Genomic DNA, 16,396 nt, shown 5'->3' on the forward strand with positions numbered 1-16,396 from the left:
GTACAGGGCTGTATCGATTTTCCTAAAAGGGCTCGATATACTCAAACGCAGGGCGCTGAACTTGGCACAGTTTAAACGATATTTAAGCAAAATCACCAAGGGGCAATATCAATTGATTTTTCAAAATGTCTAGTGGTGTGATGAAGGAGAGTTCTTCCAGCTTCGCGTTCTGCAGGCTCTGACACAGGATACGCTGGATGCGCAGGGCGCTTACGCCCCCATCGACAATATCATTTCTCATACCAACCGTTTTGCGCTGGACGGGCTCAGCAAACTCGACAGCATCTACATTCCAACAACGGGCGCCCCCTGGACTTTTACCGTCACCGGCAACAACCACAGCGTTATTGTGCCCGACGACCTGTTAAGCAGCATTGACGGGCAACCCCTGACTACGGATGACTGGATCGGTTTCTTTTACACCGACAACGACACCATGCGTTGTGCCGGCTACGGGCAGTGGACCCCGCAAAACAACACCGTCATCACCGTGTACGGCGACGACAGCCAAACCCCGGAAAAAGATGGCTTTGCACCGGGCGAAACCTTCACCGTTATGGTCTGGCGCACCTCTGAGGCCACCGCTTATGAGGCCGCAGCGACCTATGCACCCACGAACATTCTCATCAGCCATACGGACAGCTACGCCAGCGACGGCATCAGCCAATTGGTGAGCCTGACGGTGACGCTGGACATTTCCCTGGACATCATCCTGGATATAGGCTGGAATACCATCTCCAGCTACGTGATGCCCCCCGATCTCGCGATGGATCAGATCTTCAGCCCGGTAGATAACGATGTGATCATCGTAAAAGATGGCCTGGGCAACTCCTATATCCCCACCTTCAACATCAATGATATTGGGACCTGGGATATGCTGCAGGGGTATCAGGTCAAGATGTCCAACACCCGTGTGCTCACCCTGACCGGCGAACAAATGGACCCACAGACTGAAATCCCGCTCAGCTCCGGTTGGCAGATCGTGGCTTACCTTAAGGACGGCCCCTCTCCTATTAGTAGTGAGCTGTCAGGTATTGGGCCCAACCTGCTGATTGCCAAAAATGGTACGGGTGATACCTATATCCCGACCCTGAACATCGACGACATTGGCAATATGATGCCGGGGCGGGGCTACCACCTGCGGCTTACCGGCCCTGACATCCTGATTTACAGCCCCAACACCCTGATCGACCCTAACATTAATGCCCTGTATGCGTCACCTGATGCTCCGGGCGAACAGGCACTGGAAGAGCGGGCGGCCTACAACTTCTTACCTACCGGCAACAGCGCCACCCTTATCCTACCTGCTACAGTGGCCAACCGGTGGTTGCTACCGGGCGATGAAGTTGTGGTTACCGATGCGGAAGGCCATGTTTTCGGGCGCAGCCGCTACGAAGGGCAGCACTTTGCCCTTACGGTCTGGGGCGATGATGAATCGACCCCGCACCTACAGGAGGCGCTGAAAGCAGGGCAGCCTTACTACCTGCAATTGTGGCGGGGCGGTCACAAGTCCGCAGATTTATACCTGCCGGTATTTGAAGCGGGACAGGCGCCACGCTACCGTCAGGACGATGTGCAGGTTATTACTGGCCTGGAACGGGCAGCGCCCGTAGAGGTAATGCCTCAGGTTGCACCGAACCCCGTACGGGAACAGTTGAATATCGGGCATTACGTTCCGGAAGCTGGCCCTGTTGAGTACCGCGTATTTAGCCTGGACGGGCAGCTCTTGATGCGGGGCACACAGACAGCCACAGCGGCAGGCTGGCAACAGTATCAGATGAGCTTGCAGCACCTGCAGGCAGGCAGCTACTTGCTGCAGGTTACGGATGCATCAAAGACATTCACACAGCAAGTGATTAAACAGTAACTGTACCTTCGCCATGCTCAGAATGGCGAACAACCTCAATCTCTCAGGGGCTGCCATGCGCAGCCCCTTTTTTGTATATTAGAGTTCATGAACGCAAACCACCATGCTATGCAGCAAGTGAAACTCCGGATAACAGGTAAGGTGCAGGGCGTATTTTTCAGAGCGTCGACGCGGGAAAAGGCACAACAGCTTGGCATTACCGGCTGGGTTAAGAATGAGCCCGATGGCAGCGTCACTGCTGTTGGGCAGGGCCCTGAAGCCGATTTGCAAAAGTGGATCAACTGGTGCCATGAGGGCCCGCCTCACGCCCGTGTGGACGCCGTAGATACGAAAGCACAACCTGTTTCTGACTGTCAGCAATTTGAAATCCTAAGATAACGACCTATGCAGATCAATATCCGGCAGGCTACCGCCGAAGACTTGCCCGACATCCATAACCTGGTACTGGAGCTGGCTGAATATGAGCAAGCTGCCCACGAATTCACCGCCACACTGGAGGACTATCAGCGCGACTTCCGGGAAGGCGTTTTTGAAGCCCTGGTTGCAGAAGCCGGGCAGTCGGTGGTAGGCATGGCGCTATACTACATGACCTACTCGACCTGGAAGGGGAAAATGCTTTACCTCGAAGACTTTGTGGTACAGGAAGCCCACCGGCGCCAAGGTATTGGGGAAGCCCTGTTTGAAGCGTTTTTAGGAACCGCAAGAGCCAAAGGCTGCCGCTTGGCGAAATGGCAGGTTTTAGACTGGAATGAGCCTGCGATCCAATTCTACAAGAAAAAGGCTGCAACAATTGAGCAAGAATGGTGGAATGGCAAAATTTTCTTGTAATTGTTAAAATTTGTTGATACATTTGAAATGATGCGGTTAAATTAACCGTTTTCAAGTCCAGTAAAACTACACAACAAACAAAGGCTGTTACCCTCCCGGCCTTCCTTCCGGTTTGTGGTAATTACCTTATGCTAACTCATCGTGGTATTAGGCACTCTGATTTGGAGTACGCCTAAGAATGTGTTTGGAACGACCTTTACGTTGCAAATTAGTGCTTTGTACCCCCCCAGAAATGCGGGGCAGGCTATGGCGTCCGGTTTTCGCGGTCATTTAATCCGCTTAACTTCCTTCAAAACTGTTAGTCAGAACCACAAATCACTACTTTTCAAAAGTAAATTACCTCCAAACATAGTCTAAGCATTTCGTCGTGCTGTGCCTTTTTCAGCCTGTACAGTTATGTGCGGTGATAATACACAGGCATAGTACCTCAGACAGACTAACTTATAGTGTTTCATAGTGTGAGGGGTAGCCACTTTACGGTGGTTGCTCCTTTTCTTTTGCCCATAACTTTGGTTTACGACTCCCGCACCAGTAGCTGTTCAGACAAGGCGCGGAGCTGTTGTTTTCCACTTTCGGGTGCCTGCAATGCGCCCAGGGCACCGAATGCTGCTTCCTGATACTTCTTTTTTTGTGCTTCTGCCCAGGCGGGAATGTCCAGATCCCGCAACAACTGTGTGACCGTCTGTACCTTGTGCGCCTCGTCCTCAGGGGTAGTGCTCATCAGCAGGTGCAAGGTATCATGAGCTTCGCCTTGTGCCAATTCCAGCCCTTTCAGGATCAGAAATGTTTTTTTGTTTTGCAGGATGTCTCCCCCCACCCGTTTCCCAAACTTTTCGGGGTCGCCGAAGGTGTCCAAGATGTCATCCTGCAGCTGAAAGGCAATTCCGATATTGCGGCCAAAAGACCGGAGCTTAGCCTGAGCGGCTTCATCGGCACCGGCAGTGATGCTGCCCATTTGAAGGCTCCCTCCGATCAGGGCAGCAGTCTTGAGCTCGATCATATTAATATATTCCAAAATTGTGACATCAGCCCGGGACTCAAAATCAACATCAAACTGTTGACCTTCGCAGACTTCAATGGCCACCTCATTGAACACTTGCAGCAAATTAGCGACCTCTCCTGGCGCACGTGCCCCCTGTGCGAGGAACTTGTAGGCATAGATCAGCATGACATCACCGCTAAGGATACCTGTATTCAGTCCGTATTTGGCATGTACAGCGGGGCGCCCCCGGCGCAGGGGGGCTTCATCCATAATATCATCATGCACCAGCGAAAAATTGTGGAATATTTCTACCGCCATAGCCACTGGCAGGCATTTAGACAGGTCGCCCTTGAAGAGCGCCGCCCCCATGAGTGCGAGGATAGGCCTTAACCGCTTACCAGGAGAAGACATAATGTACTCTACGGGCTCATAAAGGCCTTTGGGGGGCTGTTCGAACGTGTGCTGCTGGCGGTAAGCTTCAAAGGCTTCGTGAAGCGACTTGATCTCAAGCATAAACGGTCAGGTATTTCGGCAAAGATAGGCAAGCCCTTCCTTTCCACCAATGTGAAATCGGGAGAGTTTTCAGTTTTATGCTTTTTAGCCTACCGGTTAGGAGCGCTGATCTTTGTTGTGGTAAGCACTTGAAGTCTTTCCTGCTGCAGCTGGATTTTCCCCTGACCGCTTATTTGCTATCGTACGGTTGCTTATTTTAACGGCCTCGAAAGGGAAAAGTGCCGCTACCGCTCAGGAGTTGCCTTCTTTTGGAGCAAAAAGCACAGCCTGCCCGGCTGTCCCGAATATCACAAAAACACCTGGCAGACCAAAGACTACAAAAAGGTGACAGGAAAAACGCTAATTAAGCCGTCCGCTTTTCATTTTTTTGTCAAAATAATCCTAACTTTACATTGCCTTACGGCTACAAAGCTCGAAAAAAATATAGCACACACAATTGACAACGGCTCACGCAGCATCATGTCTCTTGCTTTTTGGGATTAGCAATGACAGATAATGCCCGCTGAGAATCGGAGTTCAAACCCAATTAGTGAAATTGGTAATATGGTCAACAAAACAAAAGCACACAATATCCTGCTCATTGAGGATAACCCGGGGGATGTCAGACTTACCCAAGAAGCTTTCAGGGAAAGTAAAAAAGACATTAAGCTTGATGTAGTAACTGATGGCATTGAAGCCATCAAATACTTACGCCGGGAGGCCCCCTACGAAGATGCGCCATTGCCTGATCTTATATTACTGGATTTGAACCTACCTAAATGGGACGGCCGGGAAGTACTTGGGGTCATAAAATCTGATCAGACCCTGAAACGTACTCCTGTTGTTGTGCTCACCACTTCGAACGCAGGCGTAGATATCTTAAAAAGCTACGACTTACATGCCAATTGCTTTATCAACAAACCGATCGACTTTGATAAATTTTTTGAAATCATTCATAAGATAGAAGACTTCTGGCTTTCTACAACGATTTTACCGACCAAGGTTTCGTAAACCCACTGGTTGTACTTTTCCCTGCCGATTATAAATCAGCACCGGTTACGACTAACTTAACACATCTTAAGACCGGATGCACACATAGCCGAGCTGAAACCGTTGTTTCGGTTATGAACTTACCGTGAAACACTATTTAGATTATGCTTGGAGCTTGCTCCTATTGCAAATCAAGGACTTATAAACCCGCAGAAATGCGGTACAGGCTCTGGCCTCACCTTTTTTAGCTCATTTGGTCCGCCAAACGCGCAAAAAAAGATTTAGCCGGCACCACAACTCCTTGATTTTCATGACGAATCCGCTCCAAACATAGTCTTAAGCGACGCGCGATTAATAAGTGTCATGTTTGGCCAGGGCAGTGATTTTTTCTTTAGTCAAAGCCTGCACCGCAGCATTGCGGGATTCCTGCCCTTAGCGGGGCTAAGGGTAGCGGTTCTTCAACGCCGGATAAAGGAAAAAGCACTCCTGGAAAGCAGACAGTTATTTGTTGCGCGTCGCTAAGCATTCAGAAGAATGCAGCTATTGGTGGTACTTACTCTTACTGTTGCAGGTTTAAACAGTCAAGGTAACGTTGCTAAGGTAAGTGCCAGAGAATAAAGACCTGAACCCTTTAGTGGTTTATTGGCGCTGTAACCGAATCTGGACTTGAATATTACAAATGCACGCTTATGATGCGCGCTTAAAATATGCAGACAGACCGGATAGTATTATAGCCTTTACAAGCAGCACAAAGTGGAAAACAGGTATACAAAAACTAAGGAAAGAAGTGGTTAATGGTTATGAGCAATAGTAGTACGAGAATTTTAATCATCGAAGATAACGATTCAGACGTTGTTCTGATTGAGGCTTTCCTTAAGGAAGCCAATTACAAACACACCTTATTCAAGTCTGACTCTTTATCAGAAGGGCTGGAAAAGCTTTGGGAATGCTCACCCGAGATTGTATTATTAGATCTCAATTTACTAGATGTGTCCGGGTTCAAGACTTTACAGCAGTTTCGGGAAAAGGCGCCTGATACCCCGGTTATTGTCATGACAAGTTACAAAAACGAAATCATGGGCATTCAGTCGGTAAGAGCCGGAGCCCAGGATTTTTTGGTAAAGGGCACCTTTGACCACCGCCTACTCGTCAAAACCATCAACTACTCGCTTCAACGGTTCGCTACGCAGTCCAAGCTTCAGAAAAAAGCTGACGATTTAAGTAAGAACGAAGAACGAACGCGCCGTGCACTCAAGATTGCCAGGTTTGGCCGTTGGGAGATGAATATTGTTGACACTTCCATGCACTGGGACGATGAGATTTTCCGGTTTTTCGGATTCCACCCCGGGAGTTTTGTCCCTTCTCTTTCCGAATACCTTAAGTACGTTCATGTTAATGACCGGTCAGAAGTTGAGCAATTCTTTGAAGAAGCGATGAGGGACGGCAAGCCTCATGCCATCAACCACCGGATTGTGATTGATAGCAAGCTGATCAGGCATGTACAGGTCAATGCGCAAGTGAGCTACGTAGAAAAAGACAGTCAGATGATGCTCTTGGGCAGCATTCAGGACATTTCACATCAGCCCTCTGAGCCTGCTAATCCGACTACTCAAGGTGAGCCCGATACAGACGCTGAAACGCCCAACAAGCCCGATACAAGTGATACAAGTGTGGAGCCTGCACCGGGCAAACCGGAGACTAGTAATCCCAAAGTCCTGTTTTCTGACTTCTCTTACAACCTGAGGACCCCGATCGCCTCTGTGATCAATTTTATTTATTTGCTGGAAGAAACTTCGCTTCAGCAACAACAGAAAGATTACATCAGGGGCATTAAGTCCTCTTTAGAAGACCTCAGCTTCGCACTCAATAACTGGATCAACCTGAGTACGCTTCGCACCGAGCAGGTGAACCTAAACTTCACGGAAATCCAGGTTTCGCACATGCTGAAAACTGTTCTGGACATCTCCAAAATCAGAGCTGAAAAGTCAGGTAGTGAGCTCACACTAGACGTATCTCAGAAGCTACCTGATACCATTATCAGTGACCCCCAACGGCTCACTCAGCTCATTTACAACACCATAGAGCTGGCAGTCAACTATACTATTCCTGATGCCAAAATCAGGCTTTCGATGGGGGTACGGGGCAGCCGCAACGCTAATTTGCACCTACTCGTCCGATGCATGTTCCAGTCGGAAGACTTTGACCCGGACGAAGCCACTGAGCTGATGAAGGATGAGGATATCATTAAAGACCATAGCGTGGAATCCAGCCGGATGCTACAGCTAATCATCGCGAAGCAGATCACTTCCATTATGGGCGGCACGATCAAGCTGGTCCGTAAAACAAGCCAGAAGTTTGAAATCAAAGTTGAACTTCCCATTGACACCCCGGATAAGCAGCCAAAGTCTCTGCCTGACAAACCCTTGCAGCAATTGCGCATCTTGCTGGTAGAAGACCACGACCTGCACCGCCTGGCAACCAAGCGCATGCTCTCCAACTGGTCCGACAAAGTAGCTGTCGATTTAGCCTCCAATGGTATGGAAGGGGTCAAACTAGCCAGCCAGAACAGCTATGATCTGATCCTGATGGACCTTGAAATGCCTGTACTCAACGGCATTCAAGCCTCTATCAAAATCAGGGGCCATTCTAAAACCCCTATCATTGCCCTAACCGCCAACGAATCCAAACAGGAACAAGAGCGCTGCCAGTCCATCGGAATCAATGACTACGTTTTAAAGCCCGTTAAGCCCGAACGGCTGTTCAAAAGTATATTACAGCAAGTGGTAGGCCAATCTTAACAACCTTGCCCCCCATTCTTGCGTTGAATGATTGTCTAAAAAATTGGAAGACAATCATGGAAAATTACGATCTAGTCATTATCGGAGGAGGACCAACGGGGCTCAACTGTGCTATAGCGGCCAGTGAAGAAGGGCTCAGTCATTTGGTACTCGAAAAAGGCGTACTCGCCAACTCTATTTACAATTTTCCGGATAACATGACTTTCTTCTCCACATCCAAGCGATTGGAAATCGGGAAGGTGCCTTTTATTTCTCACACGGACAAACCCACCCGCCGGGAGGCACTGGAGTACTACCGGCGTATTCAGCAGACCTGGGACCTCAACATTCAGACTTATGAGCCCGTCATGAGCATGGAACCTCACGAAGGAGGCTATGTGATCACTACCTCGAAGGGGCGGTATCAGGCCAGAGCGGTGGTGGTTGCGACCGGCTTCTACGATTCCCCTAATATGATGGGCGTACCGGGCGAGGACCTTCCCAAGGTCAGGCATTACTATGATGATCCCCACCCGTATATCGGGCAGGAAGTACTGGTCGTTGGTGCGGCCAACTCGGCCTGCCAGGTTGCTCTGGAGCTATGGCGCAAAGGCGCGAAGGTCACTATGGCCATTCGCGGCAATGCCATTTATAAAGGCGTGAAGTACTGGATTAAGCCGGATATTGAAAACCGGATCAAAGAAGGCAGCATCCCTACCTACTGGAATACCACCGTTCAATCTATTCACCCCGGTAAAGTAGTGCTGCAAACCCCGGAAGGCGAGGTGGAACTGCCCAATGACTGGGTGATGGCGATGACGGGGTACCGCCCCAACTACGACCTGCTGTACCGCCTTGGACTGGATATCCCGGAGGATGAAGCACGCATACCCTGCCATGATCCCGATACCTTGGAAACCAGTCTGCCGAATGTGTTTCTCGCCGGAGTCGTCTGCGCAGGCATGAAGACCAATTCCCTGTTCATTGAGAATACCAGGGACCATGGCACGGTCATCGCCAAACAAATCGCCCGGCGCATACCGCAACTGCAAACCACCTAACTCATGGGACTCAGCCTCCACTACCGCGGCACCCTAACTGATAAACGGCAATTAGCGCCCATGCTGGATGAGCTTGAGGATATCGGGCGGTCCGTGCACTGGCAAAGCAGCGTACTAGACGGGCACTGGGACCGCAAACCTGACGCCCGGATAGAACGCAATAGCGCAGGTGCCCATACCATCGTTGGCGCCCTGGGGCTGAAGGGTATTGTTCTTAATGTTCACGAAGCCTGCGACCCGTTGTACTTTTGTTTCGGAGCCTCTGGCGTGCTTACTTCGCCCCTTCAGGTAGCCGTAAGCGCAGCCGACAACTACGCCGTCACCCCAACCTGGATCACCGTCACCACACAGGCAGCGGGCCCTGAAGTGCACGCCGTGGTGGTCAAGCTCCTGCACTATCTCCGGGAAAAGTACCTGCACGACCTGGAAGTGGAGGACGAAAGCGGCTACTGGGAATCCGGCGACGAACAAGCCCTGCTGGCCCAAATGCATCAGGAAAGAACCGGCAGTGAAGAGCTGGCGCGAAAAGCAGTGCAGCTCAAGCGCCGGGATCAAAACGATATTGTAGCAAAAATTGACCAGCTCCTTCGAAAAATGCGCGACCTCGAGGATTAATTATCCTATATTTGCGGTGTTATCGCTAGCTACAAAACGAACCACCTCAAACTTTGCAACTTTCCGACTCGACCAAAGCACTGGGCATCTTCCTGTTTGTTGCGGTAGCCATCCGCCTTATTTCATTTTTCCCCTCCGTGATTGACCACGATGAATCCACCTATCTCGTTATTGCTGATGCGATTGCGCAGGGCTACACCTATCAGGTAGATTACATCGACACCAAACCTATCGGTATTTTCCTGATCCTCGCTGCCCTGAAATCCTTACTGGGCAATGCGATTTGGGGGTACCGGCTGTTTGCCGCCCTGGTGCTTGGGCTGACGTCATTTCTACTCTACCGCGCCAAGCGCATACAAGGCAGCAGTTGGGCAGCGGCTCTTTCAGCCGGCATTATCTATTTGATCCTCAACTCTCTATACACCCGATATGGCGTTTCTCCGAATACAGAAACGTACTTCAACCTCTTTACGGCCGGGGCGCTGTTATTGTTTTTCAAGTACCGTTCTTTTCTGGCTTTTTTTGCTGCGGGGCTGCTCCTCGGCATCGGCTTCGTAATCAAATATGTGGTACTTTTTGATGGGCTGGCTTTTGGGGGCTTTCTCCTTTTCCAGGCACTGCGGCGGGAGGGCAACGTTGTCAGAGCACTCGGCCGGGCACTGACGATGGCATTGGGGGCAGCGCTCCCATTTGCAGCAGTGGTCGGGTACTATTACCAAATTGGAGAATTTGACCGGTTCTGGTTCAACTCCATTACGGTAGCCGGGCGCTATCCTTCGTCCCGGGCATTCATCCATTATATCGTCTTCTTTTTTGAGTTTTTCTTGCGGTTCCTGCCTGTTACTGTATTATTTGTGGTCAGCATTTGGCACAAAAAGACAGACCTGACCGTCCGGCAGTTTGGCCTGATCTGGTCCGCGCTTGTGTTGTTGTCGGTATTGATACCGGGCAATGCTTTCGGGCACTATTACATTCAGTTTATGCTGCCTTTCAGTTACCTTGCCGGTGAGTTCTTCGGGCTGCCCCGACAGGCGGTACCGCGATGGCTACAGTGGATGCGCAACCCTAAAATTGGATACCCTCTGCTCGGCTTGCTGTTCATCACCCACTTGTTCCTGCAGAAGAAAGACTACCTCGACCGCCCCGACAACGTGCGCTACGCCGCAGCGTATATCAATGAGCGCATCAAGCCCGGCGAGGCCATTTACACACAGGAAGATCAGGCGATTTACTTCCTGACCGCCCGGCTGCCCCTCCTCCCCTACGTCCATCCCTCCCTGTTTTGGATGGACAAGCACATTGAGGCTATGGAAATTGATGTGCCCCTGGAAGTTGCCAAAATCGAAGCGGCCCGGCCCCGCTTCATGGTCTTCCGCTACCCGGTGGAAACCGAGCGTTTCGCCGTTTACCGGGCCGCCCACTACGACCGGGTGGCCAATATTGGAGACTATGTTGTAATTTTTGAGCGCAAAGATTAGCCCAGGTATTGCGCCTTTTCCAAAAAGCACTTATATTTGCAATCGCTAAAAGCGGGGGTATAGCTCAGCTGGCTAGAGCGCTTGCATGGCATGCAAGAGGTCGGGGGTTCGAATCCCCCTTCCTCCACTAATTAAAATCACTTCTAAGGGCGCTGATCAGCGCCCTTTTTTGTTGGGAGGAGAAAGTCAGTGAGCCTGGTGTCTTTTAGAGCGTGTTGCGGCAGCCCTTTGCCTGCTGCAGAGATCAAAAACATAGCCCTTCAGGCTGATCTGCAGGGCAGAGAGCTGGGCAGGCAGTTATTGCACTTCCTTATTGCGGAAGCCAGGCGACAAGGCTTCAGGCGGCTACAGGTTGCCACCGGCAATTCCAGTATCTCCCAACTGGCCTTCTACCAAAAAGCTGGCTTTGAAATGCTGCGTATTGACCGGCATTATTTTACGAGAAATTACCCCGAGCCCATTATTGAAAATGGCATCCCCTGCCGGCATAGAGTATGGCTGGAGTTGGAGTTGAGCTAGAGCCCCTCCAACTCAATACCATAAGCCTCATACATCCGCTTATAGCGGTGCCCGTAGCGGCGGTGCCCCTTCATCCAGTCATAATCATCGTAGACTTTAATACTATCCGCCTCGATGACCATACCCTCGGCGATCAGCTCTTTTTGTAATGCCGGAATATCAATGTCCTGTACGGCTACATCTTTCTCCAGTGCCTGAACGATGGCTAACCCTGCGGCATGCCCTGCCTGCATCCAGGTGGACTCCAGGCGATAGGTACAAAAAGCAACATGGCTAAAGGAGGCACAAACCGGCACAAGGAGATTCTTTACTGACGACTTTGGGGGAGTAATGGTGTGATAGGACACTTCGAAAGGCAACAGCACGATTTCCCAAATCCGCCCTTCATTCGTAAAGGTACTGTCAGAAAGGGCGATTCGCTGCACATGATGACTGTCTACCCAATGCGAGCCCAACAGAATGGAGGCTTCCTTTTGCCGGTCCCGGAATACATCGTGCTGCGTGTGCACCTGTGGCCCCAGCATACGCCGCCCTTCCCGGACGTAGAGATAATAGGGGAAATGATTATTGTCCACAAATTCATCTTTGGCATAGCCATGCCGGCGGGTTTCTTCCTGCAAAGTAGCGGGCACTCTCGGATCATTCGCCAGGAAATACAAAAAGCCCTGCGCCCAGTCTTTATGTAGCTGGTAAATCTCCTGACGGGTTGCCCAGTCTCCATCGGTATAGCCTTCGTTGGCACCAAACATCCCCAGAGAGACCAGTGCTTTTTGCTGATTATTGAATTCAAACTTGCCTGCTCCACGGCGGTACCGGCCGATCAGATCCCAGATATGGGTCTCCGGATTAGCAGCCAGGAAATCTGCCAGAAAGTCATAGTCAGCAGCATTGTACCGCTCCGGCCGGTAAATTGGCACTTTGATGCTGTCCACCTCCGTCATAATCGGGCGGAAGTTGTAATTCATAACCCGTTTGTCCCCGCTACCAGGGACCAGCGTGTCGTAGCGATTGAAGTAAGGCAGTAATGCCCCGTTAGCATCAACCGTGCGTGCGCTGAGGGTATCGTCAATCAGGCGCAGCCCTGCCAGCGACTCCCCGTATTGTTCGACGGGCTCCCGGCCGTAATTGTATGGCAGGCCGGCCTGTGCCATGAGGTCGCCCTCGTAGCTGCAATCTACGAAGTAGCGGGCTGTAAATTGCCGCCCGTTGCTGAGCTCTATTTCCTGAATACGACTCTCTTCGACCGTAGTTGCAGTGAGATGGGCTTCGGTGATGAGTTCAACACCAGCCTCTTCAATCATCGTTTCGTAAAGTGCCTGTGCATGTTTCGATTCGAAGAAAAAGGCAGGATCACCCGGTTGAAAGTCCAGATTCCGACCATTACCGAAGGTTTGGAAGTAGGCCGTATCGTAGTAAAGCTGCCCCAGGCGAATGTAGAAATCGCGGGCCCGGCCAGTGATGGCATCATCAACCATGTGCTCGTTCTCTCCGGTATTCAGCCCGCTTGTGCTCATGCCGCCCACCACGTGCATTGGTTCCACCAGCAGTACCCGTGCACCGTGGTCCGCAGCCGTTACTGCCGCAATAATACCCGCAGGGGTCGCGCCATAAACAATAAGATCGTACTGCGGGGCTTCCGGGCTGCAGCTGCTCAGCCACAGGGCGAAGGCTGCCCAAATCCAGGTATTTATGCTTTTCATTTCTCTGTTATTTTTGACTTTTTCGGCTACTCAGACCGTAGTGCTTATCCCATTCCAAAAGTTCCCGTTTCAAAGCACTGACCTTTTCGGGGTATTGCCCAGCCAGATTCCGAACCTCCCAGGGATCCTGCTCCAGATCAAAAAGTTGTAGTGTCTCCACTCCATCAACCCAGTACCGGATGAGCTTTTCATTGCCCTTTCGAATCGCTCCCTGCAGGTCTTTGTACTGAAGATGCAGGACGTTACGGACGGTTTTCTGCTCCCCTTTGATCACCGGGACCAAGCTTCTGCCATCCAGCTCATTCGGCACTTTTGCCCCTGCCAGGTCACACAAAGTGGGGAATAAGTCTATAAGGTAGCATAAGGCAGGGGTTGAATCTCCCCGCGGAATACCCGGCCCGGCGATGAGCAAAGGCACATTGACCGAATGCTGATAAAGATTTTGTTTACCCATCAGCCCATGCTGCCCTACTGCCAGCCCGTTGTCTCCCGCAAATACGACGATGGTATTATCCAGCTGACCGGACTTTTCCAAAGCCTCCAGAATGCGCCCTATCTGAGCGTCAAGGTGGCTGATCATGGCATAGTATTCCAGGATATGCCGTTTGATTTCTCCCGGTTGCCGGGGCGTATCTGCCAACTGCTCATCCCGGATAACCAACTGCCCGTTATCGAATGGATGCTCAGGCATAAAATTAGGTGGCAGAGCTATGCTGTCGGGATGGTACCATTCCAGGTACTCCGGGGGCATACTCCGGGGATCATGCGGAGCCGTGAATGCCGTGTACAGAAAAAAGGGTTTATCGTCCGGGCTGCGGCTTTCAATGAAGCCTATCGCTGCATTGGCAAATACTTCGGAAGCATGAACACCTCCAAATACATACTCACCGGGAAGCGTATCCACTTTATTGCTGTGCCGGTCATCCTGAATAACCGGGCGGCGGTCTGTATAAACCGCATTAGGCTGATAATGGTATAAAGGCGTATTCCAGGGGTCATACATGCCGCCCATAAATATATGCTCACCACTGTTAAAATTCCGGTTGAAAGTATGCCGGCTGTTGTGCCATTTACCAGTCCCAAAGGCATCATAGCCTTTAGCCTGCAGGGTTTCTCCGAGGAGCGCATGATCATCCGGAATATTGAAGCCTTTCGGCAAAAGGCGGCTCAAATGCCGGCCGGTCATGAGCATAGCCCGGCTTGGTGCACAGACCGCACCATTATCTGCACCCATAATGTGCGCTTCCGCAAATAGCATGCCGCTGGACCTCAGGCGGTCCAGGTTGGGGGTCTTGATTGCCGGATTGGTAAGGGTACTGGCCCGCATATCATCAGCAAACAAAAACAGAATATTGGGAGAAGCCCCGGCCTGCTGTCCGGACTGAGCGGCGAGCTGAGGCTGGCAGAAAAGGGCACAAAAGGCCATCAAAATTATTGAGCAGATCAATCTCGTCATGGTTATTCTGTTTGGTTCAAAAAATCAGGGTATGAGCAGCTCTTCAATCGCCCCTTCAATAGAAATATAATCATGCTGTACAATCGCCCTAACCTGATACCTGCCGGATGGCAAATCAGGCAACTGAGCCTGAAAAGCCCCTTTCTTCTTTAGCACTCCGGCATCCAGTGTCTGCCAATCGGTATTGCGGGTGATATCATTTAACCGCTGGGGTTTGAGCCGGTATTTGAAGCCAATCTGCACCTCTGATTGATCGCCCAGTGCGACCAACTCTCCTTCTAACTGCCCGGCTACAACGGGCAACGTCCGAATAACCGGAGGTATAAATGCAGGCTTTACGTGCTCCATTTTAACCACAACTGGATTCGGCCAGCGGTGGTTATTGTAGATACGCTGTGCCCGGACAACGGAAACTTCTATCCCTTTTTCTGCTTTTCGGAAGCGGGAGGTGGCATCCACTTCGGGCATATACTCCACCCATTTATCGGATTGCCCCAGTACGCTAATTTTCGTTTTCTCAGTAGGCGCTACCGCGTGCAGCAGGAATTCCCTCCGCTCGCCTCTCGGCCACTCCCCTTGTCCTCCGAGGATGGCGTACACCACATCCTCATCTCTGGCTTTGGTATACCAAATATCCCCTTCGTGCGTAACCGGCCAGGGTTCCACCCCATCAATGGCTTCATGGTTGATAAAGTACCAGGCGGCCAGTTCTGTAAGATTGCGTTCCTGCTCGAAAGGGAGTTCCCCAAAGCCATCCGGCCCAATATTGAGCAATAAGGCTCCACCCTGCGCCCGGGTTTCAGCCAGGAGCTGAATGACCTGCGAGGTCGGTTTGTAGGATTCATTGGTTGGCTTAAATTGCCACTGCGTGCCCATCGTCATACAGGCCTCCCAAACCCGGTCCGAAGCTACGCCGAGCAGGTGCTGTTCCGGGGTTTCTATTTCCCCGCGAGTGATGAGCACATCCGGTTTGAGCGACCAGCAATAGGGCTTCAGCGCATCAATGAGGAAGTTCTTCTTCCCATCAAAAAACAATACGTCAATGGGCCCATACTGAGTGAGCAGCTCTTTCATTTGAGCTTTTACAAAGTCAATATAGCGTTCGTTGGCTGCTGCCGGGCGATCCCCTTTTTCCCCGCGCTTAATTAACTCCCCCTGCTGATGCAAATAATGAAAATCCTCCGGAGAAAAATATAACCCAACCGCCAGCCCGTATTTTCGGCAGGCTTTGACGTATTCGGCCACAAAATCGCGCTGGTAGGGCGTATTTTCAATACTGAAGTCCGTAGTCTCCGTATGCCAAAGACAGAATCCGGAATGATGCTTAGCGGTCAAAACCATGTACTTCATACCTGCCAGCTTTGCCAGGCGGGCCCAACGGTCCGGGTCGGCAGCCTGAGGGTCAAAAGTCTTGGGCAATTCCTCAAAGTAGCGCCGGGTGTAATCTTCAGAGGCCCCCACCAGAGAATGACTGATGACGGTACCTAACTGTGCATCTACGCTCCAGTGGATAAACATGCCAAACCCCGCATCTCTGAGCCAGGCTTCCCGCTCCGGCTGATTTTGAGCCGTCAGGGTTAGGGTGCCCAGCATGCCTATCAATATTCCTACCCAGTAAATGTTTCGCATGG

The 16,396-nt window shown here is 51.1% G+C and carries 14 protein-coding genes and 1 tRNA gene; 10 read left to right on the forward strand and 5 right to left on the reverse strand.

What is annotated here, in order from left to right; genetic code table 11:
• Window positions 1-82 precede the first annotated feature (82 nt).
• Window positions 83-241 carry a hypothetical protein gene (locus RIC19_RS05710; protein WP_350177332.1) on the reverse strand — a complete coding sequence of 53 codons (159 nt, stop codon included), beginning with the start codon at window positions 239-241 and terminating at the stop codon, window positions 83-85.
• A 108-nt stretch (window positions 242-349) separates the two neighbouring features.
• Here RIC19_RS05710 and RIC19_RS05715 point away from each other — a divergent pair, with 108 nt between their 5' ends.
• The 3 genes from RIC19_RS05715 to RIC19_RS05725 all read left to right on the forward strand — a co-directional run bounded on the left by RIC19_RS05715 (window position 350) and on the right by RIC19_RS05725 (window position 2,695).
• Window positions 350-1,867 carry a T9SS type A sorting domain-containing protein gene (locus tag RIC19_RS05715; protein WP_350177333.1) on the forward strand — a complete coding sequence of 506 codons (1,518 nt, stop codon included), beginning with the start codon at window positions 350-352 and terminating at the stop codon, window positions 1,865-1,867.
• Between the two features lie 108 nt (window positions 1,868-1,975).
• The gene (locus RIC19_RS05720; RefSeq protein ID WP_350177334.1) at window positions 1,976-2,245 is read left to right on the forward strand and encodes an acylphosphatase; all 270 of its coding nucleotides are present in this window, start codon (window positions 1,976-1,978) and stop codon (window positions 2,243-2,245) included.
• A 6-nt stretch (window positions 2,246-2,251) separates the two neighbouring features.
• Window positions 2,252-2,695, forward strand: a complete 444-nt coding sequence (locus RIC19_RS05725; protein ID WP_350177335.1) for a GNAT family N-acetyltransferase — start codon at window positions 2,252-2,254, stop codon at window positions 2,693-2,695.
• Between the two features lie 514 nt (window positions 2,696-3,209).
• Here RIC19_RS05725 and RIC19_RS05730 read toward each other — a convergent pair.
• Window positions 3,210-4,190, reverse strand: coding sequence for a polyprenyl synthetase family protein (locus RIC19_RS05730; RefSeq protein ID WP_350177336.1), 981 nt, complete (start codon window positions 4,188-4,190; stop codon window positions 3,210-3,212).
• A gap of 543 nt (window positions 4,191-4,733) precedes the next feature.
• Here RIC19_RS05730 and RIC19_RS05735 point away from each other — a divergent pair.
• The 7 genes from RIC19_RS05735 (at window position 4,734) to RIC19_RS05765 (ending at window position 11,609) form a co-directional block, all read left to right on the forward strand.
• Window positions 4,734-5,180 carry a response regulator gene (locus tag RIC19_RS05735; RefSeq protein WP_350177337.1) on the forward strand — a complete coding sequence of 149 codons (447 nt, stop codon included), beginning with the start codon at window positions 4,734-4,736 and terminating at the stop codon, window positions 5,178-5,180.
• Window positions 5,181-5,959: 779 nt separating this feature from the next.
• The gene (locus tag RIC19_RS05740) at window positions 5,960-7,957 is read left to right on the forward strand and encodes a response regulator (protein WP_350177338.1); all 1,998 of its coding nucleotides are present in this window, start codon (window positions 5,960-5,962) and stop codon (window positions 7,955-7,957) included.
• 56 nt (window positions 7,958-8,013) lie between these two features.
• A complete protein-coding gene (locus RIC19_RS05745; RefSeq protein WP_350177339.1) occupies window positions 8,014-8,997 on the forward strand; it encodes a YpdA family putative bacillithiol disulfide reductase in 984 nt (327 codons plus the stop codon).
• 3 nt (window positions 8,998-9,000) lie between these two features.
• Window positions 9,001-9,612 carry a hypothetical protein gene (locus RIC19_RS05750; protein WP_350177340.1) on the forward strand — a complete coding sequence of 204 codons (612 nt, stop codon included), beginning with the start codon at window positions 9,001-9,003 and terminating at the stop codon, window positions 9,610-9,612.
• A gap of 53 nt (window positions 9,613-9,665) precedes the next feature.
• Window positions 9,666-11,090, forward strand: a complete 1,425-nt coding sequence (locus RIC19_RS05755; RefSeq protein WP_350177341.1) for an ArnT family glycosyltransferase — start codon at window positions 9,666-9,668, stop codon at window positions 11,088-11,090.
• Between the two features lie 53 nt (window positions 11,091-11,143).
• Window positions 11,144-11,217 (forward strand) — tRNA-Ala (locus tag RIC19_RS05760).
• A 71-nt stretch (window positions 11,218-11,288) separates the two neighbouring features.
• Window positions 11,289-11,609, forward strand: a complete 321-nt coding sequence (locus RIC19_RS05765; protein WP_350177342.1) for a GNAT family N-acetyltransferase — start codon at window positions 11,289-11,291, stop codon at window positions 11,607-11,609.
• Here RIC19_RS05765 and RIC19_RS05770 read toward each other — a convergent pair.
• From RIC19_RS05770 to RIC19_RS05780, 3 genes are read right to left on the reverse strand one after another with little or no spacing between them, the layout of a single operon-like run.
• Window positions 11,606-13,309 carry an FAD-dependent oxidoreductase gene (locus tag RIC19_RS05770; RefSeq protein ID WP_350177343.1) on the reverse strand — a complete coding sequence of 568 codons (1,704 nt, stop codon included), beginning with the start codon at window positions 13,307-13,309 and terminating at the stop codon, window positions 11,606-11,608. The genes RIC19_RS05765 and RIC19_RS05770 overlap by 4 nt on opposite strands.
• A 7-nt stretch (window positions 13,310-13,316) precedes the next feature.
• Window positions 13,317-14,765: a sulfatase family protein gene (locus RIC19_RS05775; protein ID WP_350177344.1), complete on the reverse strand. Its 1,449-nt coding sequence runs from the start codon at window positions 14,763-14,765 to the stop codon at window positions 13,317-13,319.
• 24 nt (window positions 14,766-14,789) lie between these two features.
• Complete coding sequence (locus tag RIC19_RS05780; RefSeq protein WP_350177345.1) at window positions 14,790-16,394, reverse strand: alpha-L-fucosidase; 1,605 nt, start codon at window positions 16,392-16,394, stop codon at window positions 14,790-14,792.
• Window positions 16,395-16,396 lie beyond the last annotated feature (2 nt).

The sequence above is a fragment of the Phaeodactylibacter sp. genome, assembly GCF_040219495.1.
In the GTDB taxonomy this organism is placed as follows: domain Bacteria; phylum Bacteroidota; class Bacteroidia; order Chitinophagales; family Saprospiraceae; genus Phaeodactylibacter.